Here is a 25,171-nt window from a genome sequence, read left to right on the forward strand (position 1 = left end):
ACGCTTTCGGAGCTTTTGGGGGGTTATGGGCGTCTCATGTTGCAGGTGGTTTCAACGGTCGCTTGCTCGACCGGAATTTGGGCGACCGTACCCCAGCCTACGCCGGAGTTGTCAGCATCGTACTTAGCACCGGCGTCCATGACGGAAATGTACAAAGGCTGAAGCATTTGATGGTCTTTCGCTCGCATGGTGATGGTGCCGGTAGGCGACTCAAATTTCATGCCTTCCAGAGCCCTCGCGATAGCGTCAATGTCTTCCGCGTTGCCCACTTCCTCAATGGCCGCTTTCAGCATGTGCATCTGGTTATAAACGCGATGGAAGTACCAGTCGATTTCCGGGTAGCGTTGCTTGAATTCCCGGAACCAGTTTTCGTACTCCTCCAGGCCTTCGTCAACGTTCACGTCGGAGTGCCACTCGGTGATTTGGTGGAGGATACCTTCGCCCCTGAGGCCGACTGCCGCGGGTGTTCCAAGGCCGCCGCCGTAGAAGGTGTGAATCTTGATGTCGAGGCCGGCACTGTCGATGGCGCGAACCAGCAGAGACAGGTCATTGCCCCAGTTACCGGAGACAAGGGTGTCCGCCCCGGATTGTTGGATGCGCGACACGTAGGGTGAGAAGTCCCGAACCTGGCCGATGGGGTGCATCACATCACCGACGATTTCAGCTTGCGGTAAACGTTCGTCCACCAGTTCGGTCATTCGCTTGGAAATGAAATGGCCGTGGGAGTAATCCATGTTCACCAAGAAAATTTTATTAATGTCTTCCTGGTCTTTCATGTAGTTGGACAGCGCCTCCAGTTTGATGTCGGACGCGGCATCAAAGCGGAAGTGATAGAAGCTGCACTGCTCGTTGGTAAGGGCAGGGTCCACGGCTGCGTAGTTCAGGTACAGCACCTTATTGTCTTTGTTTCGGCGATTGTTGCGCTCTACCGCCTCAATCATCGCGCCGCCAACATTGGAGCCGTTGCCCTGAGTGACAAATTTGATGCCTTCATCCGCGGACCGCTGAACTAACTGTACGGATTCGGAAGGGCTTTGCTTGTTGTCCATGGCGATAATCTTGATATCCCGCCCCAGAATGCCCCCGCTTTCGTTCATCTTCTCAGCGGTGAACCGGAAGTGCTTCAGCCCAAGGTCACCCACGTTGGCAAAGGGACCTGAAAGCGGTTCTATGAAGGAAATCCGGATCGGATCGTCCTCGGCATGAGCGATAGGTGACGTAGCTAAGGACAGGCCAACCGCTAGGCCGGTGAGCAGTCTGGTTTTCGGGTTTTGTTGCATTATTTTCTCCTGGTGGCGCCGCCCCACTAAGGTAAGGCGGCATTTGTTCTTGTATTTGTTCAACCGCATTAAGCGATTGCTTCGCTGGAATGCTTCGGTGGCACAGGTGCCACCGAAGTTTATGCCCGAGTTATGGACGTTTCATATTGCACGAGGTTTCGACCGTAGCCTGCTCGACAGGAATGCTGGCTACAGTGCGGAAGCCTACGCCTGAGTTGTCAGCATCGTACTTGGCGTTAGTGTCCATAGCAGAGATGTACATGGGCTGCAGGATTTGGTGGTCTTTCGCACGCATGGTGATGGTGCCGGTGGGAGATTCAAACTCCATGCCTTCCAGAGCCTTCGCGATAGCGTCAACGTCTTCCGCGTTGCCCACTTCTTCGATGGCCGCTTTCAGCATGTGCATCTGGTTATAAACGCGATGGTAGTACCAATCGATTTCCGGGTAGCGTTTCTTGAATTCCCGGAACCAGTTTTCGTACTCCTCCAGACCTTCGTCAACGTTCACGTCGGCGTGCCACTCAGTGATTTGGTGGAGGATATCTTGCCCTCTGGGACCCACTGCCGCAGGTGTTCCAAGGCCGCCGCCGTAGAAAGTGTGGATCTTGATGTCGAGGCCGGCACTGTCGATGGCGCGAATCAACAGAGAGAGGTCATTGCCCCAGTTGCCGGAGACAAGAGTGTCTGCCGCGGATTGCTGGATGCGCGATACGTAGGGCGAGAAGTCCCGAACCTGGCCGATAGGGTGCATAACATCACCGACGATTTCAGCTTGCGGTAAACGTTCGTCCACCAGCTCTTTCATGCGCTTGGAAATAAAATGGCCGTGGGAGTAATCCATGTTCACCAGGAATATTTTATTAATGTCTTCCTGGTCTTTCATGTAGTTGGACAGCGCCTCGAGCTTAATGTCGGACGCGGCGTCAAAGCGGAAGTGGTAGAAGCTGCATTGCTCATTGGTAAGGGCAGGATCTACGGCTGCGTAGTTCAGGTACAGCACCTTATTGTCTTTGTTTCGGCGATTGTTGCGCTCTACCGCCTCAATCATCGCGCCGCCAACATTGGAACCGTTGCCCTGAGTGACAAATTTGATGCCCTCATCAACGGACCGCTGGACCAGCTGTACCGATTCGGAAGGGCTTTGTTTGTTGTCCATGGCAATGATTTCGATATCCCGCCCGAGAATGCCCCCGCTTTGGTTCATCTTGTCTGCGGCGAACCGGAAGTGCTTCAGCCCCGCGTCACCCACGTTGGCAAAGGGACCTGAAAGCGGTTCGATAAAGGAAATACGGATGGGGTCTTCTTTAGCAGCATAGGCACCAGCTGACATAGCCATGGAGAGGCTAATCAAGGTGCCTGTGAGCAAACCGGCTTTTTTGTTTTGTAGCATGGTTTTCTCCTAGGTTTGCCGCCATACCGACATGGCAGCATTTTTGTTGTATTTATTCGACTGCAGTCTGAATATATAACCAGTGTCCGTTTGTTTCAACCTGATCTAGGCAGTTTCGTTGTGCGGACCTTTATTTTGTTTATATTGTTAAATTATGATTTTGCTTGATAATTTTGGAAGGTTTGTTTTTCTTTTCGGTTTAGTGGTTTACTTGAATTAGTGCGGTAGGAGAGGGGTTGTGACGAGCCCGAACACAAAAACTATGGAGCGAGGATCTGGAATGACGATCAATAAAAACAATCAGTTACCAATGAATGAGAGTTCCCTTAACCCCCTCTGGACGCCTAGTCAGGCCCGGGTCAAGAACAGCCGCATGTACGATTTTATGCAGTGGCTGGCCGATAATAAGGGGTTGGCGTTTGATGACTACAATGCCCTCTGGCAGTGGTCAGTGGACTGTCTGGAGGACTTTTGGGCAGCGTTCTGGGAGTATTTCGATATTTTGCATTCCGCACCGTACAGTCGGGTGCTGGACGGGCACCACATGCCCGGTGCTAAGTGGTTTGAAGGCGCGCGCCTGAATATGATCGAGCAGGCTTTTCGTTTCCACGAGGATGAGCCGGAGCGACCGGCCGTTATTTCACGCTCGGAAACCCGAGGGCATCAGGAGTTATCTTGGGGTGAAATGAAAAAGCAGGTGGCCTCCTTTGCTTATGAACTTCGCAGAATGGGGGTAGAGCCTGGAGACCGTGTGGTGGCGTATCTGCCGAATATTCCCGAAGCCGTCGTAGCCTTTTATGCCTGCGCTAGTATTGGTGCGATCTGGTCTAGTTGTTCGCCCGATATGGGAACCCGCAGTGTTATCGACCGCTTCCGCCAGATTGACCCGAAGGTTCTGATTGCGGTGGATGGCTACCGGTATGGCGGCAAGGATTTCAATCGTATGGATGTGCTGAAGCAGCTGCACGATGATCTGCCCACTCTGGAGCAGGTTGTGTTGTTGCCATATCTGGATGACGACGCTTCTATCGATGGCTCCGTTGCCTGGTCGGACATGCTGGCTCATAACGAGCCTATGGCATTTGAACAGCTGCCTTTTGACCACCCGCTGTGGGTTGTTTATTCCTCTGGCACCACCGGCATGCCTAAGCCTATTGTGCATAGTCATGGTGGCGCGTTGCTTGAAGGATTGCAGGGGCAGGGCTTGCATATGGACTTGGGGCCTGACGATCGTTTTCTCTGGTTCACTTCTACCGGCTGGATCATGTGGAACGCACAGGTTGGTGGCCTGCTGCTGGGTTCGACGATTTGCATCTATGACGGAAACCCGGGTTACCCGGACCTGGGCACGCTCTGGCGGTTTGCGGGGGAGACTGGGGTGACATTCTTTGGCGCCGGTGCGGCCTTTTTCCTCAACTGTAAGAAGGGCGGCGTACACCCCGGGGAGTATGCGGACCTCAGCCAAGTTCGCTCGGTCGGTTCAACCGGATCACCGCTGCCGGATGAAGGTTATAAGTGGATCATGAATGAACTTGGAGACAATGTTTGGGTAGCGCCTATCAGCGGTGGTACGGATATCGCGGCTTTCTATGTGGGTTGCAACCCTTTAATGCCGGTATACGCGGGCGAAATGCAGTGCCGAAGCTTGGGTACGGCCGTTTATGCTTTTGATGATAATGGCCGCCCCCTGGACGATGAAGTGGGTGAGCTTGTCGTCACCAAACCGATGCCATCCATGCCTCTGTATTTTTGGGGTGACGAAGGCGGGCACAGGTATCACGACAGCTACTTCGATCACTTCCCGGGCATCTGGCGACACGGAGACTGGATTCGGTTTACGCCTAGGGGAGGCGCAATCATTTACGGGCGCTCAGATACAACCATCAATCGCCAGGGTATTCGCATGGGTACGGGGGAGATCTACAGAGTAGTGGAGGAAGTCCCCGAAGTGATGGACTCGCTGGTAGTGGACCTAGAGTATCTTGGCCGTGAGTCCTACATGCCGTTATTCATCGTGCTGCGTGAAGGTTCAGCTCTGGACGAGGGCCTGAAAACCAAGATCTGTTCAGCTATCAGGAGCAATCTCTCTGCGCGCCATGTGCCTAACGAAATCATTGCGACAACGGAGATTCCTTACACCCTTACTGGCAAGAAAATGGAACTGCCTGTTCGGAAGCTGCTGCTGGGCAAGCCTCTGTCCCAGGTGGCCAGCCCGGATGCCATGGCTAACCCGGATAGCCTGGATTTCTACATTAGCTACGCTCGGGAAAGGGGTACTGCACCCGTCGCGTAGGGTCAAAGGGGGCGGTTGTCCTAAGCGGACGCTGCCCCCTGTGTTCCTTTGCTTTCCTGGTTGTCCTTTCCATCGCCGATGGTGCTCTCTAGTTGAGCGATGAAGCCCTTTACGTTAGCGGCAAAATCGGCCAGCAGCTTTTTACAGAAAACCCTCCCGCCTCGTCACAGAAAGTGAGTTCTTCTTCAGTTTTTTCCCTTCGTTGAATAACCCCTCGTTTATTTAAACAAAAATATATACCGCATAGCAGAACTTGGTAATTCCCCTTCAAAACTAGTATTGGCGCCGTTTTTGAAAGGATGTTGGCGGGAATTTGGGGGGTGGGTGGCTGATATTAGTAGCTATGTAGGGTTGTTGAACCAAAAAGCTTTGTCTATATTCGAGATTCCGGGTGCTGCATGCAACTTTTCAAACACATCTTCGTGGCAGCTTTTTGTTCCGCTCAGCGGAATAGATGTTTGTAGGTGGGGTGTGACAGCTGGCGCCGGTGCTTCTAAAAAATAAATAAAAAACCCATTTGTGTGAGGATAAAGATGACAACAACAAAGAGCTTTTCCACTAGGACACTCGTAAAGTCGATTGTCGCCGCATCGTTGCCTCTGGCGACTTTAGGTGCGACCAATGCCCTTGCCCAAGATAACGCTGAGCTTCAAGAGCTGCGGAGTCATGTGGAAGCGCTTGAAGCAAGGCTTGATGGCTTGGACACGGCGCCTGAGCTTGGGCGTGACAACCCCTACTTGGTGCGTGACGGTAGCGGTATCAAAATCGGCGGCACAACGCTTTCTTTTGGTGGTTTTATCAAGGCTGATGTTATCGCGGGTCTTGGCGGGAATGGCACAAAGAATGCCTATTCCACAGGTTTAGCCCGTAATTTTGCAACGGCGGCTAACTCAGACATAAGTGATTGGAAGACAGGGTTCAGTGCCCGGGAATCGCGCTTCAGCTTTGGTACTAAAACTGAAGGTGTAGCTGGCCACACGTTAACCACCTACCTTGAGATGGATTTCAACAACGATCAGAATGCGCTTGGTAATGAGACGGTTTCCAACAGCTATTCGCCACGTCTGCGTCAGGCTTACGGGTCCTGGAATAACTGGGACTTCGGTCAGACCTACACCACCTTCACGGATCTCGCTGCGCTGCCGGAAATTCTGAACCAGGGCAAGATGGCTGCCTTCATTTACGCCACTCAGCCAATGATTCGATACAATATGGCCGCACCTGGCGGGAAGATTATGGTCGCCCTGGAAAATCCAGAGGACGGCTTCCGCTCGACACCGGATCACTCTTACGATGATCAGTCCTATCCGGACTTGGCGGTTCGCTATCAAATTCGTGGTAACTACGGTTTTTATTCTATCGCCGGGGTGTTGCGTCATTTTGAGGATAATGCGGCTGACGAGACCAAGACCAGTGGCGCTGTTTCTCTAAGTGCTCGTATTCCGACCATTGGAAGAGATGACCTGAGGCTGCAGTACAGCTACGGTGCTCTGGGCCGTTATATGGGGCTTTTCACATACCCTGATGTCGATCTGGCCGCTCAGGCCGGAGGAACGGTTGATCCGCTCAAGACATTTGGTGCAACTGCCGCCTATCGTCATTTCTGGACGCCTTCCTGGCGCTCAAACCTGACGGTTTCACATACGGAAATTCTAGACGATCTCAGCGCCTCGCCCGCGGGGACTTTAAGTTACTTTGATAGCTCTACATCGGTACACGCCAACTTGCTGTGGTCGGCTCATGAGAATCTCACGCTGGGCATTGAATACGCGTACTGGGATTTTGGCGAGATTGTGGGTAGTGGCAGCACGCAGTATGAGCAGGTGATGGCTTGCGCCACGCTGTCTTTCTGATCAGGAGCGATTGTTTTAATCGCAGTGTGATCAGCTAAAAATACCCCTCCGAGTGAGGGGTATTTTAGTGATAAGGGTTCTGTGCAGGTTTGCTGAACGCTGGCACGAGGAAGCGCCTTGGCTGCAGTTGTGCAACGCGTTTGTGAGATCTGGAATAAACACTGTACAAGAGGGGGGCGAAAATATTGCGAAGAGGTTTGCAGGTTCCACGTGACTTATTAAAAGTGGTAGGACCAGGCAGATTCGAACTGCCGACCTCTACCATGTCAAGGTAGCGCTCTAACCAACTGAGCTATGGTCCTATGTGCTGCAACGGGGACGAAATATACTGATTATCCCGTTACTGGTCAACTACTTTGAGGCGTATTTTTCACTTTCATCAAGCCTTTGATAGCACGGCTCAGGGCATTCCAACGATTGACCAGTAACGCAGCGAATATAAGGCCGCATCCAGCGACTTGTAGGAGGGTCATCGTCTCTCCAAACCAGCCTGCGGCAAACAGCGCAACCCATACAGGTTCCAGTATCAGAATGACCACGCCGTGACTGTGTGCGGATAGGCTCTGAGCGTAGGTTTGTAGCAGAAAACGTCCCGCCGTGGCGATGATGGCGCTGGCCAACACCCACACGTACAACATCGGCTGTGGGTTAGCGAGGCTGGATGCCCAAGGTTCAGCGATCGCTGATTCCGCTAGAGTGACTACGCCGACTGTCAGGAGTGCCATGGCGGTGAGCGGGAGGGCAGGGACCTTCTTTTTCTCGACGGTTTCACCGTGTTTGTTAACCACTGTCCGTTGGTTGGCGGTTCGGGTGTTCAGGGTGAAATAGAGGGCAAAGATAAACGCGGCCATCACAAAATAGAGTTGGCCTGGGTCTGGCCGGAATCCGTTTTCCAATGAAAGCAAAGCCAGCCCGGATACTGCGATCGGTATGGCGAGCCATGTACTCATAGGCTGCGCTTCACCAAACACCAGCCGTGCCAGTACCGGCACAATGACCACGCCCAAACTGGTCAGGAAAGCCCCTTCGCCCATGCTGTCGCCATGGAAAAGGCCCATGATCCAGCAGGTCATTGCAATTCCGAATACCGCCCCAACGCCAACACTGCGCCGGATTTGGTCTGAGCTCAGGCGGCTAAGTGTGGGCAGAGCTAACAGCATCAGCACTGCTCCGCCGATCAAAAATCGGATAGCCATAAACAGCAGGGGCGGCATCATCAATACCGCTTCTTTTGAAAGCATCCAGCCGACTGCTGCAAGAAGAGTGACGATAACGAGCAGAACGTCGGATTTGTGAGCGTCAGACATGATTGAAAAGGGGCCTGCTTAGATCAAAAAGGTGGCCCAATTTATCGTTAGGTGGCTAAAAAAGAAAGCAGCGAAAACCGAGAGAGAGTGGCTCGTCCATGAGCCGAGAGGGTGGGCTCTTTAGTTATTCAGGGTGGTGTTTAGCAGGTTGGATAGGCTGGTCTTATCTGACCCGATGGTTAGAGGAGAGGTATGGCGCACCGGGCGGCCATCCCTCAATACGACGATCATTGGCGATATACGTTATCCGCAGTAACGCATTGTGCTTAAAGCGACATATACGATACATTTCCGCATAGTGTTTACCGTCACGCATAACAATCCGCGGCTTTAACAGTCATGGTTAGAACAGGTCAGGGGCAACAGGATGCGGTACCTGCAGTCGTTTCATCGTCGTCTACGTTATCTTCGCGAATCGGTCCAACTTTCCTGTTCGGATGTTGCCGCTATGTGTGGCGTAGAGGAGGATTTAGTTCTGCGCTGGGAGGCGCTTGAGCCAAAGCATCGCAGCTATCCGGGGGTGGCTGAGCTGTTGGATCTGTGTGTGAAAACAGAAACGCCCCTGGAACAGATGCTGGATATGAACGAAGGCGCAGATGCCGATCAGCTGGAGTTACCGGGATTGGTGGTTAGCAACGGTGACGGTTTGGCAGAGGCGCTTAAAGAGTTGGAGCAGGAGCTAGAGCGCGTGCAGTTGTCAGATGAAGATATCGAAATTCTGCGCCGGTTCCGTAAAGCGTCAACGGACAACCGGCGCATGGTGCTGCAGTTGTTAGGGGGTTAGGCCCGAAGCCCTCAGTTACCTTTCTTATAGATGTTTTCGTACACGTAATTGGTGGCTTCAACAAAGCCATCGATACTGCCGCAGTCGAAGCGCTTGCCCTTGAATTGATATGCCAGTACACAGCCGTTTTTGGCTTGTTCAAGCAAGGCATCGGTGATTTGTACCTCGCCGTTTTTGCCAGGAGGCGTGCGCTCCAGAATATCAAAGATATCCGGAGTCAGGATGTAGCGGCCGATGATGGCCAGGTTGCTTGGGGCGTTCTCGGGCGCTGGCTTCTCAACCATGTCGGTGATGCGGTACAGGCCGTCTTTCATGGATTCGCCAGCAATCACGCCGTACTTATGGGTTTCATCAATTGGCACTTCTTCAATGGCGACGATAGAGCAGCGAAACTGGTTGTACAGTTTCACCATTTGGCTTAATACGCCGTCGTCATCCTCGGGGCCAACGCAGAAATCGTCCGCCAGAACCACCGCAAACGGATTGTCTCCTACCAGGTTTTTACCGGTCAGAATGGCGTGCCCCAAGCCTTTCATCTCGCTCTGGCGGGTGAAGGCGAAGGTGTTGTTATCAATCAGGTCGCGAATGGAAGTTAGCAGACCTTCTTTACCTGAACCGGCAATCTGGTGTTCCAGCTCGTAACTGATGTCGAAGTGGTCTTCGATGGCGCGCTTGCCGCGACCCGTCACGAATCCGAATTCGCTTATGCCCGCCTCTGAGGCTTCCTCGACGCCATACTGAACCAGCGGCTTGTTAACAACTGGCAGGATTTCTTTCGGCATAGCCTTGGTGGCCGGGAGGAAACGTGTGCCATAACCGGCGACGGGGAAGAGACACTTCTTGATCATATCGTTCATCCTTCATTCGATTCGTGCTTGTTGGGAGCCTTCCCACAAAGTGCGATAAGTGTAGCGAAGTTATTCCACTAAATGGAGGGTTTCGTGGGTATATAAAGAAGGCGGGTAGATTTTATTGGGTCACCTGCCACCAATTATACTTTGGCCGTACGCTGTATTGTTGACAATCCGTGTGTTGAGGCGTAGTTTCCGATTCATCAAACCTTGGATTGTTAACAAAATATGGCTGAAGTTCAGTTGCAGACCCAAACCCGTGCCGATGAAGCATTCGATTGTTTGCAAACAGCAATCGTAAAAGGTGATTTGGCGCCGGGTGAGAAAATTGGTGAGGTAGAGCTCTGCTCTCGATTTAACCTGACGCGAGGGCCGCTGAGGGAAGCGTTGGGCCGTCTGGAGTCGCGAGGGTTGCTTGTGCGCCGTCCTCACGCTGGAGTAAAGGTGGTCTCTGTCAGTGCTGACGAATTGATAGAGCTGTACCGTATTCGTGAAGTGATGGAAGGTCTTGCGGCGCGGCAAGCGGCCGAGCGCATGACCGATGAGGAGATTCGCGATCTGCGGGCCACTCTCGACAGCCATGAAACCATGATCGAAGAAGCTCGTGGTCAAGCCTATTATCAGGCCGAGGGCGATTACGACTTTCACCACCGAATTGCGACCGGAAGCCGAAACACCAAGCTGGCTCAGATGCTTCTGGGCGATCTTTATTACATGGTTCGGATGTACCGCTATCGGTTAAGCACATCTGCCGGGCGCCCTCATATGGCGCTGGGTGAACATCGCCGTATCGTTGAAGCCATCGCCCAGCGTGATGGTGAACTCGCCGAATTTCTTATGAAAAGACACATCAACGCCGCACGCCAAAATATTGAGAAAAAGATTCAAGAAGGCGTGTTAACTATCTGATTAAGAGGTAATTTACTATGGCAAAGCTTTCCGCTGGTGCTCGTTTTCGCAAGGCCCTGAAAGAAAACCAACCGTTGCAGATTGTCGGCACAATCAATGCCTACGCCGCCATGATGGCTGAGCGGGTGGGGCATCAGGCCATTTATTTGTCAGGTGGTGGCGTTGCTAACGCTTCATACGGCCTACCGGATCTGGGTATGACCAGCATGAACGACGTAGTCGAAGACGTGCGTCGTATTACCGCGGCCACTGACGTTCCACTGTTGGTCGACATCGATACGGGTTGGGGCGGTGCCTTCAACATTGCCCGCACCATTCGTGAGATGGAGCGTGCCGGGGCTGCGGCAGTCCACATTGAAGACCAGGTTGCTCAGAAACGTTGTGGCCACCGTCCGAACAAAGAAATAGTTTCCAAAGAGGAAATGGTGGATCGTATCCGAGCTGCGGCCGATGCGCGCGAAGACAAAGACTTCTTCATCATGGCCCGCACCGATGCGTTCCAGAAAGAAGGTCTGGAAGCCGCGATTGATCGTGCAAAGGCCTGCATCGAAGCGGGTGCTGACGGCATCTTCGCCGAAGCGGTACACGAACTGTCGGACTACAAAGCCTTCGCAGAAGCCATCGATGCGCCGATTCTGGCAAACATCACCGAGTTTGGTGCGACGCCTCTTTATAACAAGGCTGAGCTGGCCGAAGCCGGTGCGGCTATGGTGCTGTACCCGTTAAGTGCGTTCCGTGCGATGAACAAAGCGGCGCTGACGGTGTATCAGAACATTCTCGATAAAGGTGATCAGAAAGATGTAGTAGACCTTATGCAAACTCGCATGGAGCTCTACGACTTCCTGAACTACCACGACTTCGAACAGAAGCTGGATGAACTGTTCACCCAGAAAAAAGACTAACTGGTAAAAAATCTAACAACTGAACATTGAGGGAGACCAACATGGCTGAAGCAAAGAAATTAGGCGGAGCAGGTCTGCGTGGCCAAGTGGCTGGTGAAACAGCGTTGTGTACTGTGGGTAAAACCGGTGCTGGCCTCACCTATCGTGGTTACGACGTAAAAGATCTGGCGGAACATGCCCAGTTTGAAGAAGTGGCGTACCTGCTGCTGCGCGGCAAACTTCCGAACCAGCAAGAGCTGGATGCCTACAAAGCCAAGCTCAAGAGCCTGCGCACACTGCCAGATGCCCTGAAGACGGTTCTGGAGCAAATTCCGAGCAACGCCCACCCGATGGACGTGATGCGCACGGGTTGTTCCATGTTGGGGAACCTGGAAACTGAAAATGATTTCAGTGAGCAGGACGACAAAATCGACCGCATGTTGGCGACCTTCCCAGCGATCATCACCTATTGGTACCGCTACGCCCATGAAGGCGTGCGTATCGATACTGCGAACAGCGAATCCGACTCCATCGGTGGTTTGTTCCTCGAACTGTTGCACGGCAAGAAGCCCAGCGAGCTGCATGAGCGCGTGATGAACGTGTCGCTGATTCTATACGCTGAGCACGAGTTCAACGCTTCTACCTTTACCGCTCGCGTGTGTGCTTCAACGCTGTCGGATATTCACAGCTGTGTCACCGGTGCGATCGGTTCCCTGCGTGGACCTTTGCACGGCGGTGCCAACGAAGCTGCAATGGAGTTGATCCAGCGCTTTAAGACTGCTGACGAAGCCGAAGCCGGCCTGATGGGTATGCTTGAGCGTAAAGAAAAGATCATGGGCTTCGGCCACGCGATCTACACCGATTCTGATCCGCGTAACGGCATTATCAAACAGTGGTCTGAGAAGCTGGCGGAAGAAGTGGGTGATACCGTTCTGTACCCGGTTTCTGTCCGTTGTGAAGAAGTCATGTGGCGTGAGAAGAAACTGTTCTGCAACGCGGATTTTTTCCATGCATCGGCCTATCACTTCATGGGCATTCCGACCGAGTTGTTTACCCCCATCTTCGTAATGTCGCGGGTATCTGGCTGGACGGCCCACGTGAAAGAGCAGCGCGCCAAGAACCGTATTATTCGCCCCAGTGCGGATTATACCGGCCCGGAAAATCAGGAATGGCTGCCTCTTGAAAAACGCAGCTAAAGGCTGAACAGGAAGGGATAATCTGGAATCCCCGAAGGGGTCTGTCCCCCTCGGGGTCAGACCCCAACCGTTTTTGTCGCGCCCATCTCCCCGAAAGAGAACAGAATCATGAACACCGAATACAGAAAGCCCCTTCCGGGTACCGATCTGAAGTACTACGACACCCGCCAGGCCATCGAAGACATTCAGCCCGGCTCATACGCCAAACTGCCGTACACGTCTAAAATTCTGGCCGAACAATTGGTTCGTCGTTGTGATGCCGAGACGCTCACCGACTCCCTGAAGCAGTTGATCGAGCGTAAAAGCGAGCTGGACTTCCCATGGTATCCCGCGCGCGTGGTGTGCCACGACATTCTTGGCCAGACCGCATTGGTCGACTTGGCCGGCCTGCGTGACGCCATTGCGGAAAAGGGCGGCGACCCTGCTAAAGTAAACCCTGTGGTACCAACCCAGCTGATTGTGGACCACTCGCTGGCGGTAGAAGCCGCCGGCTTTGACCCCGATGCGTTCGATAAAAACCGTGCCATTGAAGAGCGCCGCAATGAAGACCGTTTTCACTTCATTAACTGGACTCGTACCGCCTTCCACAATGTGGATGTAATCCCCGCGGGTAACGGCATCATGCACCAGATCAACCTGGAGAAAATGTCTCCGGTGATCCAGAACCGTGCTGATGAAGACGGCCATCCGATTGCTTTCCCGGACACCTGCGTCGGTACCGACAGCCACACCCCGCACATCGATGCACTGGGCGTTATTGCTGTGGGTGTGGGCGGTTTGGAAGCAGAAACTGTCATGCTGGGTCAGCCGTCGATGATGCGCCTGCCGGATATTGTCGGTGTGAAGCTCACGGGCAAACGCCAGCCTGGTATTACGGCAACCGACATCGTTCTGGCGATTACCGAATTCCTGCGTAAGGAAAGGGTGGTAGGAGCGTATCTGGAATTCTTTGGTGAAGGTGCCTCCAGCCTGACCATCGGCGACCGTGCCACCATTTCCAACATGACTCCGGAATATGGCGCTACGGCGGCGATGTTCTACATCGACGAACAGACCATCGATTACCTGAAGTTGACCGGCCGTGAGCCAGAACAGGTCGATCTGGTTGAGAAGTACGCGAAAGAAACTGGCCTGTGGGCCACCGAAATGACAGAAGCTCAGTACGAGCGTGTACTGGAATTTGATTTGTCTACGGTTGTTCGTAACGTGGCTGGTCCGTCCAACCCGCATCGCCGTGTCGCAACGTCAGAGCTGGGTGATCGCGGTATTGCGGTGAATTTGGACAAGGCTCTGGAAGAAGAGAAGAAAGGTTTGATGCCGGATGGCGCAGTCATCATCGCAGCGATCACGTCTTGCACCAATACGTCCAACCCGCGCAACGTGGTGGCGGCTGGTTTGGTGGCGAAAAAAGCCAACGAGCTGGGCTTGGTGCGTAAGCCTTGGGTGAAATCTTCCTTTGCCCCGGGCTCCAAAGTGGCTCGCCTGTATCTGGAAGAAGCCGGCCTACTGCCAGAAATGGAAAAATTGGGCTTTGGTATCGTGGCCTACGCCTGCACTACTTGTAACGGTATGTCTGGCGCGCTGGACCCGAAAATCCAGCAGGAAATCATTGACCGTGATCTTTACTCAACCGCGGTACTGTCCGGTAACCGGAACTTTGATGGCCGTATCCATCCGTATGCGAAGCAAGCTTTCCTGGCTTCACCGCCGCTGGTTGTGGCCTATGCCATTGCTGGTACCGTGCGTTTCGACATCGAACAAGATGCGCTAGGTTATGACAACGACGGCAACCCAGTCACTCTGAAAGACCTGTGGCCTTCCGACGAAGAAATCGACCGCATCGTGGGCGAATTCGTGAAGCCTGAGCAGTTCAAAGAGGTCTACATCCCGATGTTCAATCTGGATGCCGTTGAACAGGCCAAGAGCCCGCTGTATGACTGGCGTTCGATGTCGACCTACATCCGTCGCCCGCCGTACTGGGAAGGTGCGCTTGCGGCAGAACGTACCATGACGGACATGCGACCGCTGGCGGTGCTGGGTGACAACATCACGACAGACCATTTGTCGCCGTCCAACGCGATCATGATGGACTCTGCCGCGGGTGAATACCTGCACAAAATGGGTGTGCCGGAGGAAGACTTCAACTCCTACGCCACGCACCGTGGTGATCATCTGACCGCGCAGCGGGCTACCTTCGCCAATCCGAAGCTGCTGAACGAAATGGTTCGGGATGAAAGCGGCGAAGTGAAGCAAGGCTCGTTCGCGCGTATCGAGCCCGAAGGGCAGGTCACTCGCATGTGGGAAGCGATCGAAACTTACATGGAGCGCAAGCAGCCGTTGATCATTGTCGCTGGCGCTGATTATGGCCAAGGCTCTTCCCGTGACTGGGCTGCGAAAGGTGTTCGCCTGGCGGGTGTGGAAGTCATCGTCGCGGAAGGCTTCGAGCGTATTCACCGTACCAACCTGGTGGGCATGGGCGTATTGCCGGTTCAGTTCCGTGAAGGCGAAACTCGCCAGACCTACAATATCGACGGCACCGAAACCTTCGATGTGAAAGGTGAAATCGCACCGGGTGCGGAACTCACTCTGGTGATCAACCGCAAAAACGGTGAGTCCGTTGAAGTGCCGGTGAAATGCCGTCTGGACACCTTCGCTGAGCTGAACATCTATTCAGCCGGCGGCGTACTCCAGCGCTTCGCCCAGGACTTCCTAGAAGCCGAAGGCGCAGCGTAAGTAGATTGTAGTCTGGACATCTGGCCCCTCGGGGTCAGATCCCACTCAATTCAGAGAGGCATTTCATGAGCTTCCCCCCACAAATTAAAGTACCCGCGACATATATGCGTGGTGGCACCAGTAAAGGTGCATTTTTCCGCCTTCAAGACTTGCCGGAAGGCTGCCAGGTCCCCGGCGAAGCCCGCGACAAACTCTTGCTTCGAGTGATCGGCAGTCCCGATCCCTACGAGAAACAAATCGATGGACTGGGTAACGCTACCTCCAGCACGAGCAAGACCGTGATTTTGGCCGCACCTACCCAGCCCGATCACGATGTCGACTATCTGTTCGGCCAGGTCTCCATCGACAAACCTTTCGTGGACTGGAGCGGTAACTGCGGCAACCTGACGGCAGCAGTGGGTGCTTTTGCTATCAACGGCGGTTTTGTTGCCAAAGATCGCATCCCTGAAAACGGTGTGTGCACCGTTCGTATCTGGCAAGCCAATATCAAAAAGACCATCGTTGCTCACGTGCCGATCACCAACGGTGAAGTGCAGGAAACCGGCGACTTTGACTTAGACGGTGTCACCTTCCCGGCAGCGGAAGTGAAAATCGAATTCATGGACCCAGCCGATGGTGAAGGTTCCATGTTTCCGACCGGTCATCTGGTGGACGATCTGGAAGTGCCCGGCGTGGGCACGCTCAAGGCGACCATGATCAACGCCGGTATCCCCACCATCTTCGTGAATGCAGAAGATATTGGCTACAAAGGCAGCGAACTTCAGGGCGACATCAACAGCGACCCGAAAGCGCTGACCATGTTTGAAACCATTCGAGCTCACGGCGCCGTGAAAATGGGGCTGATTCAAGACATCGCGGAAGCTGCCAATCGTCAGCACACCCCGAAAGTGGCTTTCGTTGCAAAACCGGTGGATTACGTATCTTCGAGTGGTAAGCAAATTAACGCGTCCGAAGTTGATTTGCTGGTACGGGCCATGTCCATGGGCAAGCTTCACCACGCCATGATGGGTACTGCGGCTGTTGCCATCGCCACAGCGTCTGCCATCCCCGGTACATTGGTGAACTTGGCGGCTGGCGGCGGCAACCGGACCGAAGTGATCTTCGGCCACCCCTCCGGTACGCTGCGCGTAGGCGCGGAAGCCAAGGAAGTCAGTGACCAATGGACGGCAACCAAAGCCATCATGAGCCGCAGTGCGCGGATAATCATGGAAGGTTGGGTGAGGGTGCCCCAGGACAGTTTCTGAACTACGCTGAGGCTTACCCTGACGATTCCGGATATGGGAGGGTTTTGCCATGGGAGCCAATGCAGATCAGAACAAGCGTCCTGATTACGATGAGGTGATCCAGGAAATTACGGACTACGTCCTCAATTACCGAATTGACAGTGACGAGGCGTGGGAGACTGCCCGTTACTGCCTGATGGACACCTTAGGCTGCGGGCTTCTCGCGTTAAAATTTCCGGAATGCACCAAACACCTTGGCCCTTTTGTAGAAGGTACTGTGGTTCCCCAGGGAGCCAGAGTACCCGGCACGACTTATCGCCTGGATCCGGTCAAAGCTGCTTGGGATATCGGCTGCATTGTTCGCTGGCTGGATTACAACGATACCTGGCTGGCGGCAGAGTGGGGGCACCCTTCGGATAACCTGGGTGCCATTCTGGCGGTCGCCGATCATCTTTCTCAAAAACGCGTGGCCAACGGGCAGGCGCCACTGGCGATGAAAGCCGTGCTGGAAGCCATGATCATGGCCCATGAAATTCAGGGCGTATTGGCTCTGGAAAACTCTTTCAACAGAGTAGGGCTGGACCATGTAGTACTGGTAAAAGTGGCCTCCACTGCGGTCAGCGCTAAATTAATGGGGGCTGATCGAGAGCAAATGCTCTCGGCTTTGTCCCACGCTTGGGTTGATGGGCAATCCTTGCGCACCTACCGCCATGCACCAAACGCTGGTTCCCGAAAATCCTGGGCCGCAGGTGACGCTGCATCACGTGGTGTACGCCTGGCTGATATCGCGATGCGGGGTGAGATGGGCGTGCCCGGCGCTCTGACAGCAAATCAATGGGGTTTCTACGATGTACTGTTCAGCAAGACCAACCGCGACCAGGCCGTAAAGCCAGGGCCAGCCCGCAAGTTCTCGCTCCCTCAGCCCTTCGGCTCCTACGTGATGGAGAACATCCTGTTCAAGATCTCGTTCCCGGCAGAGTTTCATGCCCAAACCGCGGCAGAAGCCGCCGTGATGCTCCATCCAGAGGTCAAAGATCGGCTTGACGAGATTGACCGCATCGAGCTGACGACCCACGAATCCGCCATACGAATTATCTCCAAGCAAGGCGAGTTGGCCAATCCGGCTGATCGGGATCATTGTTTGCAATACATGACCGCGGTGCCTCTGATTTTTGGCAACCTGACGGCGGAACACTACGAAGACAGTTTCCACCAAGCCCACCCCGAGATCGACCGCCTTCGCGACAAAATGCAGGTGGTCGAAGACGAGCGATACACTCAGGAATATCTAGAGCCAGACAAACGCTCTATTGCCAACGCGATTCAGGTGTTTTTTACCGATGGCAGCAGTACGGACAAAGTGGCGGTGGAATACCCTATTGGCCACCGGCGCAGGCGGGAAGAAGGGATGCCATTATTGGTGGAGAAGTTCCAAAACAGCTTGAGGACCTGCTTTGTACCCCGTAAATGCGAGGCGATCATGGCCGGTTGCGAGGATATCGGGCGACTGGAGGTTATGTCGGTGGATGAGTTCGTGGGCTTGTTTGTGGTGTCATGAAATAACTTGGCTTTCTATTGTCAGCTTTCTTTACGCTCCGAAAAAACGCGAATTTTAAAGCAATGTTTTATAAGTGTTTTTTTTGTGGCACAAATTCTGCTTCGTTCCTGACAAGTAAAAACAATCACGGAGCGTTAGCAATGAAAAATATGGCAACGGTAGTAGCGGTATTAATGTTTGCCGGAGGCGCCGGAAGTGCAGCGGCGGCACCAGTCATCAATATCAGTTCCGAAGGCTTTAGTGCAGCGCAGGCAGCGGAAGCAGCTTTTCTCGGCAATTTGAATGCTGGGTATATCACTGAGACTTTCGACAGCGGATACACGGTAGGTGCGCAATCGCCAACGATTACTTCGCTGGCAGGTGTCGGATCATTCACTATGGATTTGGCCGGCACAGGCGGTGCTTGTGACACCAGCCCCTATTCTTGCAGCGCAGGCTTGGCCGTTCTGGATTCTTCAAGTTCACCGTATTCTGGCCGGTTTGATATCTCTCCGGACAACTGGCTTGACAGCATGGACGCACAGGAGATGACGATTTCTCCTTCTGGCGGTTACACCGCGATGGGCTTCTACATGACCGATCCTAACGATGCAGGTGGCCGGTTCTCCATCGGCGGAATGAATTTCTCGTTTTCCGACATTTTTGGGTCAGCGTTGGGTAACGGAAAAGTCTTCTACATCTCCTTGTATGACGACAGTGGGCTGGGAGATCTCAGTATCTACTCCAACCACTCTAATGATGGTTACGGTCTTGATAACGTAACGGTAGGAACTGTTCCTGAGCCGGGAACCTTGGCATTGATGGGACTCGGTCTGGTTGGGCTGGTCTTGATTCGCAGCAAGAAAAATAAGGCATAAACCGCAAAGCCCGCTAAGCTAAAAATAGGACTTAGCGGGTTGTTTGTAATTTTTTGTTACGTAATGATGCTAAATGTTATTGCAGTAATTGAGTTATGCAGTAAACTGAATGTTCACAAGTAGTAGTAAATCGCATGGGATGCTGGTTGATTTTACTGTGAACTAGACAAGGAGTCGGCGTGGCCCACGTCAGGTTGTTTAAACATTATTTACACCTGCCTTTCGTACTGCTTGGTCTAATCGACCTTGTCGTTCTCGTTTTTTCTTGTTCTTTAGCTGTGTTTTTTCGGTTTTTCGGAGATGCAGATTTTTTCAGTGCTCACCTCGGTTTTGTTTTTCCTTCGCTTATCGTTTTTTCTGCGGTCAACCTCCTCGTCATGATGGCACTGGGTGTATATCAGGCCAGTATTGAAGAGGGTATGTCTGGCATGATGCTGCGCACGATCATGGCAATGATTCTCTCCATACCGGTCAGCGGATTTGCGTATTTTGTGGCGAGTGAATGGTTCTGGTATTTGGGCAGCTTTGGGTTGTTGTCGTCAGCTACAGTGTTATCCATTTTTTGTCTTGGCATCAGTCGAGTGCTTTTCTTTGCGGTGGCGGGGAAGGCCCGGTTCAAACGCAGAGTTGTTGTGCTGGGTGCGGGGCATCAAGCAAAGCAACTGCTGCAAGATCTTACTACTCCTTTTAACCGTAAAGGGTTCACCCTGGACGGCTTCATCCCCATGCCAGACGAGGCCGTAGTCGTGGATGCAGAGCATCTGATTAACCTGCCAGCCTCCCTGCATGAATACGTTATGCGCCATCCGGTACGGGAAATTGTGGTTGCTGTTGATGATCGCCGTCGAGGGTTACCGATGGATGACCTTCTGGAATGCAAAATGGCAGGTGTCACCATTATTGACGGTATCAATTTTTACGAACGTGAATCCAGGAAGGTGGCGCTTGAAATGCTCACTCGGGGATGGCTTGTGTTTTCGGATGGCTACACCTTCTCCGCGATATACGGCATTGGCAAACGTGTACTCGATATCTTTACTGCGGCTCTTCTTTTGGTGTTGACCTTTCCCATCATGTTGTTGACGGTCCTCGCCATCAAGCTGGAAGACGGTTTTTCGGCACCGGTTATCTACAGTCAGGAACGGGTAGGGCTGAACAACCGTTTGTTCAGGGTTCATAAATTCCGCTCGATGGTTCTGGACGCGGAAAAAAATGGCGCGGTTTGGGCGAAGAAAAACGATTCACGGGTTACGAAAGTGGGGGACCTGATCCGCCGGGTTCGGATAGATGAATTGCCCCAAATATTTAACGTCTTGAACGGAAGTATGGCATTTGTCGGGCCCAGGCCAGAGCGGCCAGTGTTTGTGGAACGTTTAGCTGAAGCCATTCCGTTCTATTCTGAACGCCACAGGGTAAAGCCGGGCCTGACCGGGTGGGCACAGCTGTGTTTTGCCTATGCAGACAGTGAGGAAGATACCCGGGAAAAACTTAGGTATGACCTATACTACATAAAGAATCAGAGTCTACTTCTCGACCTTCTAATTGTGATTCAGACAGTTGAGGTGGTTTTGTTTAAGAAAGGCTCAAGGTAGCTTCGGGGTATCCCCCGGAACACGGAACTCAGCACAAATAAAAAGAGAGAAAAACAATGTCTCTGAAGTCACTTGTCTCTGCATCAGCTCTTTCATTTCTAGCCGCCATCTTCTTGGCAGGCTGTGCTTCCAATACGCCATCTTCACCGGAAATGGTGCGAAAAGCGTTGGCCATGGATTCGCGCGACAGCGTTGAGCAGTACGTGCTGGGCGCCACCGATATCGTACGGGTCTCCGTGTGGCGGAACGAAGACATCAGCATCTCCGTTCCGGTTCGGCCTGACGGCAAGATATCCGTACCGCTGGTTGGTGATGTGCAGGCGAGTGGTGAAACTCCCGAGCAGTTGGCCCAATCCATACGTACGGAATTGTCTGAGTACATTCGAGAACCGCAGGTAAGTGTTGTGGTCACCTCGATGGGCAGTCACGAGTTCACCGATCGGGTTCGTGTAACGGGAGCTGTTCGCCAACCCATTTCCATACCTCATCGCAGCGGGATGACCGTTCTCGATCTGTTCCTGAATGCAGGCGGAGCCAATCAGTTTGCAAACCTGAACGATTCGATGTTGTACCGGCAGGTCGAGGATAAGGTTGTAGCGATACCGGTTCAGTTAGAGGACATTTTGAGTAAGGGCCGTATAAGCACGAACTACTCAATGCGTCCGGGGGATATTTTGACCATACCCGAGCGTAGTTTCTGACAGCCAACGTCTACTAAACGTCCATTCGGCCAGGTGTAATTATGGCTTTACCCCTATCGAAAATGCCTAGCGAGATTATTCGTGAGGTTAGAGAGCGCAAATGGTTGGTGCTACTTGCCTTTCTGCTGATCAGCTTCACGGTATTAAGTGTGGGGTTTGTCTTTCCGTATAAATATCAGGCGTCTGTTGTGATCTTTGTTGATGATAGCAATATCATCCGTCCTCTGATGGAAGGCCGAGCTGTTACCACGAAAATTAATGACCGCATCTCTGGCGCCAGAGAGCTCCTTTTGACGAGGTCCGTCATTGAACGTTTGGCTCGGGATTCAACGGTGTATCCCGACGCTTCAATGGAGGCGCCTTCCGTAGAACAGCGTATTGCCAGAATTCGCGGTAACCTTTTTGTACGCCCGAGAGGCGACAGCTATTTCAGTATTGGATTCTCATCTGGGTCTCAGCTCGAAACGTTTCGGGTAGCTCAAAAGCTGGCACAGCTATTTATTGAAGAGTCCAATGATCGAAAGCGCAAGGAAAGCCGTGGCGCCTACGATTTTATTGATAAACAGGTGAAGAGCTATGAGCACCAACTGGCAGAAGTGGAGCAGCAACTCAAAGCGTTTTTGTCTGAAAATACTGATGGCACTGAGGGTGAAGCCAATGCTCGCTTGGCCCAGCTCCGGAATCAGCTGGAGTTGGCTCGCCTTCAACGGCAAGAACTCAACGCCAGGGTAGAGTCACTGCAGGAACAACGTGGCGGGGTCCAGCAGACGATCCGACAGGGAAAAACCGAGGATGTGTATCGTCAGAGGATCAGTGTTCTCGAAGAGCGGCTCGACACGCTTCGATTGCAATACCACGATACCTATCCTGATATCGTTATTCTGCGTGAGCAAATTGCCGAACTGAAAAAACAGCGTTCTGCCCATCTAGCCGGTGGCGGAGGAGCTTCTGGAGGGGGCGAGGGCGAACGCACCTTTAACCCGCTCTATCAGGAAATCACGGCTGACATCACCAAAGCCCGAGCTGATGTGGCAACAATCGACATAAGAATATCCTCTCTCGAAAAACTCATCACTGAGCAAAATCGCCGAATGGAGCGAATCCAAGAGAACAAGGCCCAGTACTCAGACCTAACGAGAGACCTGCAGGTAAACCGTGAAATATACGATGATCTCCTGAAGCGTCGTGAAAAAGCTCGGGTGTCTATGCACTTGGATGTTGAAGGCCAAGGGCTCAGTTATCGTATCAACGAAGCCGCTCAATACCCGAACCAACCCTCAGGGCCCCGTTTTTCCGCATTTGCAGCTGCGGGATTGCTGGCTGGCGCATTTATCCCCTTTGGCGCCATCGCCGGTTTGTTGCAGATTGACCCTCGAGTGCGGGTCAGGGAGCAGCTTGAGGAAGAGATTGGTTTACCGGTTCTGATTGATATACCTGCGGTTCGAACGCCTTTTGAAAAGCGTCGTGATCGAAGAGTAACGGTTGTAATTGGCCTATGTGCTCTGCTGATTGTAGCTGTGTATGGCGCCATTGTGGCGGCTGCATACGTGGGAGTTCTGTGATGGCGGATTGGAAGAGTGAGAGCTCCAGAATTGACGAGGCAGGACGGGAAGGTTCCGACCGCGAACATCGCAGCAAGCAACCAGACCATGTAGAGCGGCACCCGTATTTTCAGAGACGAAAAGAGCGTCTGGAAAAGGAAGTCCAGGCATCCGGTGAAGAAGATTCGAAGCTCCTGGTGCCAAGCTCGTTAGAGTTGGGGGCAGGTGCCGTTGACCGGTATTTGATTAGTAAGCAGATCACCAAAATGCAGGAGCCCAGAAAGCTCACGCCTGACGATCTGGATGAACGGAGAATCATCTACCCAGAGTCTTCTAATCGAGTGCTTGTTAACCGGTTTCGCGATTTAAGAACCAAGTTGCTGGAGTTGTCCGGGGGGAACAACTTCACCATGGTTGTCAGCGGAGCCTCCCCAGGGGCGGGCTCTTCGTTTGTAGCGCTCAATTTGGCAGCGGCATTTGCGTTTGATCAAGCAAAAACAGCGTTGGTCATTGACTGTAACCTGCGAGAACCCTCCATTCATAGCTCCTTAGATGTCTTGCCGGAGACTGGGTTGACCGACTTCCTCGATGACCCGAACTTCGACATCAGCCGAATTCTGTACCCAACAGGGATTCCTCGGCTCAGGCTAATTCCTGCGGGCAGTCGCCGTGAAACACCTGCTGAATTTTTCACATCGTTTCGTATGAAACAGTTCCTGCAAGCGATACGCAGACGTTATCCAGACCGTTTTATTGTTTTGGATACGGCGCCGATATCGGAATCCCCGGATGCACGTATTCTCACGGAATTGTGTGATTACGGCATGCTGGTGGTGCCACACGGAAAGATCACGCCGTCCACGGTTGAAAAAGCCGCCACTGCTTTTAATCCGGATAAATTTGTAGGGGCCGTTATCAATGGCTAATTCATACGGTGCGGGGAAGCTTCGTCTTGAGTGCCTTTGCATGGTTGGGGTGTGCTGGGGATTTATGCCTGTGACCGCGGTAGCCGATCCTGTTCAGTTGGTTGTTGGGCAAACGTTCCTCACGACTAACAACGCGACAAAGGTACTGGAGGAGAACAGACAGGACGATTTGAAACGGAGGTCATATCTGAATGCGAATTATGAAAAGAACTACGGCCGTTGTGTCGGTGGTTTTTCAGGAGGCATTGGTTACACCGTTTGGTCGGATGATTCTTTTGACAGTGAAACCGACGCGCAGATGGATGCCTTGGGAAGGTGTGAATTGTCGGAGAGTCTGAGCTGGACCTTAACTAACAACCTACGTGAAGTTACTCAAGACACTTCAAGCAGTAACACCCCCGATAATAGAACCCGTAAAAATTTATTCTCCACAGGTCCTAATTATCTGTTGCGATTGAGCTCGGTGGATTCGGTGAATTTCGAAGCCAGATACGAGAATACCGAGTTCAGCGAACCAGGAGAAAGTGATAGCGAACGAGTTATCGGTACAGCGGGTTGGGGCCATCTATTTAGTGCCTCTTTGAATGGTGGTCTTAGCGTGACGGCGAGCGATACTGAATACGACACCGGGGCAACCATAGATGTTCGAACAACCCAGGTTACCTTCGGAAAGCGTTGGGCCTCAGCTGCACTATCGGGCGCGCTGGGTGTGAGTGAAATCGAAACTGAATTTGGCTCTATGTCGACCACCAGTCGTGGCGGTGTTGGAAACCTCGAGTTTACCCGTGAGATCAATGGGAGCGCAGACTGGTATTTGCGGGGCGCAAGGGAATTGACGGATAGAACTTCGAGTTTTGACATTCGATTCGAGGAGTTCGAGTTCAATTTGTCCGAAAGTTTGTCCGTTGAGACAACATCACTAGAAACGGGGCTTAACAAAATCTTTTCAAGTGGCAGCAGTCTCAATGCCGCTATTTTCACCAATACGTCTGATTACTTGGATACTGATGCCGAGGAGCAAAGCGCGGGAATCCGTATCAGTGCAACGAAGCCGGTTTCGGAGTTGGTAACGCTATCTTCGAAGTTTGGGTATCGATATTCGACGTTCGAACAAGACGACTCGGATGATGAACTGCTCAATTTTGAACTTGGCGTTGATTATCGTGCAAGTCGAAGGTTCAACGTTTATGTCAGTGTTGGATACGAGGAAAAAGGCAGCGACGTAGTGGCAAGGAGATACGAGGAACGTTGGGCATTGGTTGGTTTGGAGTATCGACTTCGGTAAACCAACCATTA

The 25,171-nt window shown here is 52.7% G+C and carries 19 protein-coding genes and 1 tRNA gene; 15 read left to right on the forward strand and 5 right to left on the reverse strand.

Annotation, left to right across the window (positions count from 1 at the left end):
- Nucleotides 1-23: 23 nt before the first annotated feature.
- Together VOI14_RS04115 and VOI14_RS04120 are read right to left on the reverse strand one after the other, a co-directional pair.
- Nucleotides 24-1,280 (reverse strand): branched-chain amino acid ABC transporter substrate-binding protein, encoded by a 1,257-nt coding sequence (locus tag VOI14_RS04115; RefSeq protein ID WP_323750757.1) that lies wholly within the window; start codon nucleotides 1,278-1,280, stop codon nucleotides 24-26.
- A 130-nt stretch (nucleotides 1,281-1,410) separates the two neighbouring features.
- The gene (locus VOI14_RS04120; RefSeq protein WP_323750758.1) at nucleotides 1,411-2,670 is read right to left on the reverse strand and encodes a branched-chain amino acid ABC transporter substrate-binding protein; all 1,260 of its coding nucleotides are present in this window, start codon (nucleotides 2,668-2,670) and stop codon (nucleotides 1,411-1,413) included.
- A gap of 280 nt (nucleotides 2,671-2,950) precedes the next feature.
- On the opposite strand from VOI14_RS04120, the gene VOI14_RS04125 reads away from it, so the two are divergent.
- Complete coding sequence (locus tag VOI14_RS04125) at nucleotides 2,951-4,963, forward strand: acetoacetate--CoA ligase (protein WP_323750759.1); 2,013 nt, start codon at nucleotides 2,951-2,953, stop codon at nucleotides 4,961-4,963.
- 533 nt (nucleotides 4,964-5,496) lie between these two features.
- Nucleotides 5,497-6,816, forward strand: a complete 1,320-nt coding sequence (locus VOI14_RS04130; protein ID WP_323750760.1) for a DcaP family trimeric outer membrane transporter — start codon at nucleotides 5,497-5,499, stop codon at nucleotides 6,814-6,816.
- A 225-nt stretch (nucleotides 6,817-7,041) separates the two neighbouring features.
- Here VOI14_RS04130 and VOI14_RS04135 read toward each other — a convergent pair.
- Both VOI14_RS04135 and VOI14_RS04140 read right to left on the reverse strand, forming a co-directional pair.
- Nucleotides 7,042-7,118, reverse strand: a tRNA-Val gene (locus tag VOI14_RS04135).
- Between the two features lie 45 nt (nucleotides 7,119-7,163).
- Nucleotides 7,164-8,123 (reverse strand): DMT family transporter, encoded by a 960-nt coding sequence (locus VOI14_RS04140; protein ID WP_323750761.1) that lies wholly within the window; start codon nucleotides 8,121-8,123, stop codon nucleotides 7,164-7,166.
- Nucleotides 8,124-8,490: 367 nt separating this feature from the next.
- Between VOI14_RS04140 and VOI14_RS04145 the strand changes: the two genes are divergently transcribed.
- Nucleotides 8,491-8,907: an XRE family transcriptional regulator gene (locus VOI14_RS04145; protein ID WP_323750762.1), complete on the forward strand. Its 417-nt coding sequence runs from the start codon at nucleotides 8,491-8,493 to the stop codon at nucleotides 8,905-8,907.
- Nucleotides 8,908-8,918: 11 nt separating this feature from the next.
- Here VOI14_RS04145 and galU read toward each other — a convergent pair whose 3' ends face one another.
- Nucleotides 8,919-9,755, reverse strand: coding sequence for a UTP--glucose-1-phosphate uridylyltransferase GalU (gene galU / locus VOI14_RS04150; protein ID WP_323750763.1), 837 nt, complete (start codon nucleotides 9,753-9,755; stop codon nucleotides 8,919-8,921).
- 231 nt (nucleotides 9,756-9,986) lie between these two features.
- On the opposite strand from galU, the gene VOI14_RS04155 reads away from it, so the two are divergent.
- From VOI14_RS04155 to VOI14_RS04210, 12 genes are all read left to right on the forward strand, one after another.
- Nucleotides 9,987-10,667: a GntR family transcriptional regulator gene (locus VOI14_RS04155; RefSeq protein ID WP_323750764.1), complete on the forward strand. Its 681-nt coding sequence runs from the start codon at nucleotides 9,987-9,989 to the stop codon at nucleotides 10,665-10,667.
- 17 nt (nucleotides 10,668-10,684) lie between these two features.
- Nucleotides 10,685-11,569 (forward strand): methylisocitrate lyase, encoded by an 885-nt coding sequence (gene prpB, locus VOI14_RS04160; protein ID WP_323750765.1) that lies wholly within the window; start codon nucleotides 10,685-10,687, stop codon nucleotides 11,567-11,569.
- A gap of 41 nt (nucleotides 11,570-11,610) precedes the next feature.
- Nucleotides 11,611-12,744 (forward strand): 2-methylcitrate synthase, encoded by a 1,134-nt coding sequence (prpC, locus tag VOI14_RS04165; RefSeq protein WP_323750766.1) that lies wholly within the window; start codon nucleotides 11,611-11,613, stop codon nucleotides 12,742-12,744.
- 108 nt (nucleotides 12,745-12,852) lie between these two features.
- Nucleotides 12,853-15,477 (forward strand): Fe/S-dependent 2-methylisocitrate dehydratase AcnD, encoded by a 2,625-nt coding sequence (acnD, locus tag VOI14_RS04170; protein WP_323750767.1) that lies wholly within the window; start codon nucleotides 12,853-12,855, stop codon nucleotides 15,475-15,477.
- Between the two features lie 65 nt (nucleotides 15,478-15,542).
- Nucleotides 15,543-16,721, forward strand: a complete 1,179-nt coding sequence (gene prpF / locus VOI14_RS04175; RefSeq protein WP_323750768.1) for a 2-methylaconitate cis-trans isomerase PrpF — start codon at nucleotides 15,543-15,545, stop codon at nucleotides 16,719-16,721.
- Nucleotides 16,722-16,770: 49 nt separating this feature from the next.
- Nucleotides 16,771-18,258 carry a bifunctional 2-methylcitrate dehydratase/aconitate hydratase gene (locus VOI14_RS04180; RefSeq protein WP_323750769.1) on the forward strand — a complete coding sequence of 496 codons (1,488 nt, stop codon included), beginning with the start codon at nucleotides 16,771-16,773 and terminating at the stop codon, nucleotides 18,256-18,258.
- A gap of 140 nt (nucleotides 18,259-18,398) precedes the next feature.
- The gene (locus VOI14_RS04185; protein WP_323750770.1) at nucleotides 18,399-19,115 is read left to right on the forward strand and encodes a PEP-CTERM sorting domain-containing protein; all 717 of its coding nucleotides are present in this window, start codon (nucleotides 18,399-18,401) and stop codon (nucleotides 19,113-19,115) included.
- Between the two features lie 179 nt (nucleotides 19,116-19,294).
- Entirely contained in the window at nucleotides 19,295-20,707 is a 1,413-nt protein-coding gene (locus tag VOI14_RS04190; RefSeq protein ID WP_323750771.1) for a TIGR03013 family XrtA/PEP-CTERM system glycosyltransferase, read from the forward strand.
- A gap of 56 nt (nucleotides 20,708-20,763) precedes the next feature.
- The gene (locus VOI14_RS04195) at nucleotides 20,764-21,408 is read left to right on the forward strand and encodes an XrtA/PEP-CTERM system exopolysaccharide export protein (RefSeq protein WP_323750772.1); all 645 of its coding nucleotides are present in this window, start codon (nucleotides 20,764-20,766) and stop codon (nucleotides 21,406-21,408) included.
- Between the two features lie 41 nt (nucleotides 21,409-21,449).
- Entirely contained in the window at nucleotides 21,450-22,970 is a 1,521-nt protein-coding gene (locus VOI14_RS04200; protein WP_323750773.1) for an XrtA system polysaccharide chain length determinant, read from the forward strand.
- On the forward strand, nucleotides 22,970-23,875 hold the full coding sequence (locus VOI14_RS04205) for a polysaccharide biosynthesis protein (protein WP_323750774.1): 906 nt from the start codon (nucleotides 22,970-22,972) through the stop codon (nucleotides 23,873-23,875). Before VOI14_RS04200 ends, VOI14_RS04205 begins: the two co-directional genes overlap by 1 nt.
- A complete protein-coding gene (locus VOI14_RS04210) occupies nucleotides 23,868-25,160 on the forward strand; it encodes an outer membrane beta-barrel protein (RefSeq protein WP_323750775.1) in 1,293 nt (430 codons plus the stop codon). The genes VOI14_RS04205 and VOI14_RS04210 overlap by 8 nt, the downstream gene beginning before the upstream one ends.
- The last annotated feature ends 11 nt before the right edge of the window (nucleotides 25,161-25,171 follow it).

It is taken from the genome of Marinobacter sp., from assembly GCF_034669625.1.
Lineage (GTDB): Bacteria > Pseudomonadota > Gammaproteobacteria > Pseudomonadales > Oleiphilaceae > Marinobacter.

Coding starts and splice junctions, on each gene's coding strand:
- VOI14_RS04115 (WP_323750757.1), bottom strand. CDS start 1,280: ATGCAACAAAACCCGAAAACCAGACTGCTCACCGGCCTAGCGGTTGGC.
- VOI14_RS04120 (WP_323750758.1), bottom strand. CDS start 2,670: ATGCTACAAAACAAAAAAGCCGGTTTGCTCACAGGCACCTTGATTAGC.
- VOI14_RS04125 (WP_323750759.1), top strand. CDS start 2,951: ATGACGATCAATAAAAACAATCAGTTACCAATGAATGAGAGTTCCCTT.
- VOI14_RS04130 (WP_323750760.1), top strand. CDS start 5,497: ATGACAACAACAAAGAGCTTTTCCACTAGGACACTCGTAAAGTCGATT.
- VOI14_RS04140 (WP_323750761.1), bottom strand. CDS start 8,123: ATGTCTGACGCTCACAAATCCGACGTTCTGCTCGTTATCGTCACTCTT.
- VOI14_RS04145 (WP_323750762.1), top strand. CDS start 8,491: ATGCGGTACCTGCAGTCGTTTCATCGTCGTCTACGTTATCTTCGCGAA.
- galU (WP_323750763.1), bottom strand. CDS start 9,755: ATGATCAAGAAGTGTCTCTTCCCCGTCGCCGGTTATGGCACACGTTTC.
- VOI14_RS04155 (WP_323750764.1), top strand. CDS start 9,987: ATGGCTGAAGTTCAGTTGCAGACCCAAACCCGTGCCGATGAAGCATTC.
- prpB (WP_323750765.1), top strand. CDS start 10,685: ATGGCAAAGCTTTCCGCTGGTGCTCGTTTTCGCAAGGCCCTGAAAGAA.
- prpC (WP_323750766.1), top strand. CDS start 11,611: ATGGCTGAAGCAAAGAAATTAGGCGGAGCAGGTCTGCGTGGCCAAGTG.
- acnD (WP_323750767.1), top strand. CDS start 12,853: ATGAACACCGAATACAGAAAGCCCCTTCCGGGTACCGATCTGAAGTAC.
- prpF (WP_323750768.1), top strand. CDS start 15,543: ATGAGCTTCCCCCCACAAATTAAAGTACCCGCGACATATATGCGTGGT.
- VOI14_RS04180 (WP_323750769.1), top strand. CDS start 16,771: ATGGGAGCCAATGCAGATCAGAACAAGCGTCCTGATTACGATGAGGTG.
- VOI14_RS04185 (WP_323750770.1), top strand. CDS start 18,399: ATGAAAAATATGGCAACGGTAGTAGCGGTATTAATGTTTGCCGGAGGC.
- VOI14_RS04195 (WP_323750772.1), top strand. CDS start 20,764: ATGTCTCTGAAGTCACTTGTCTCTGCATCAGCTCTTTCATTTCTAGCC.
- VOI14_RS04200 (WP_323750773.1), top strand. CDS start 21,450: ATGGCTTTACCCCTATCGAAAATGCCTAGCGAGATTATTCGTGAGGTT.
- VOI14_RS04205 (WP_323750774.1), top strand. CDS start 22,970: ATGGCGGATTGGAAGAGTGAGAGCTCCAGAATTGACGAGGCAGGACGG.
- VOI14_RS04210 (WP_323750775.1), top strand. CDS start 23,868: ATGGCTAATTCATACGGTGCGGGGAAGCTTCGTCTTGAGTGCCTTTGC.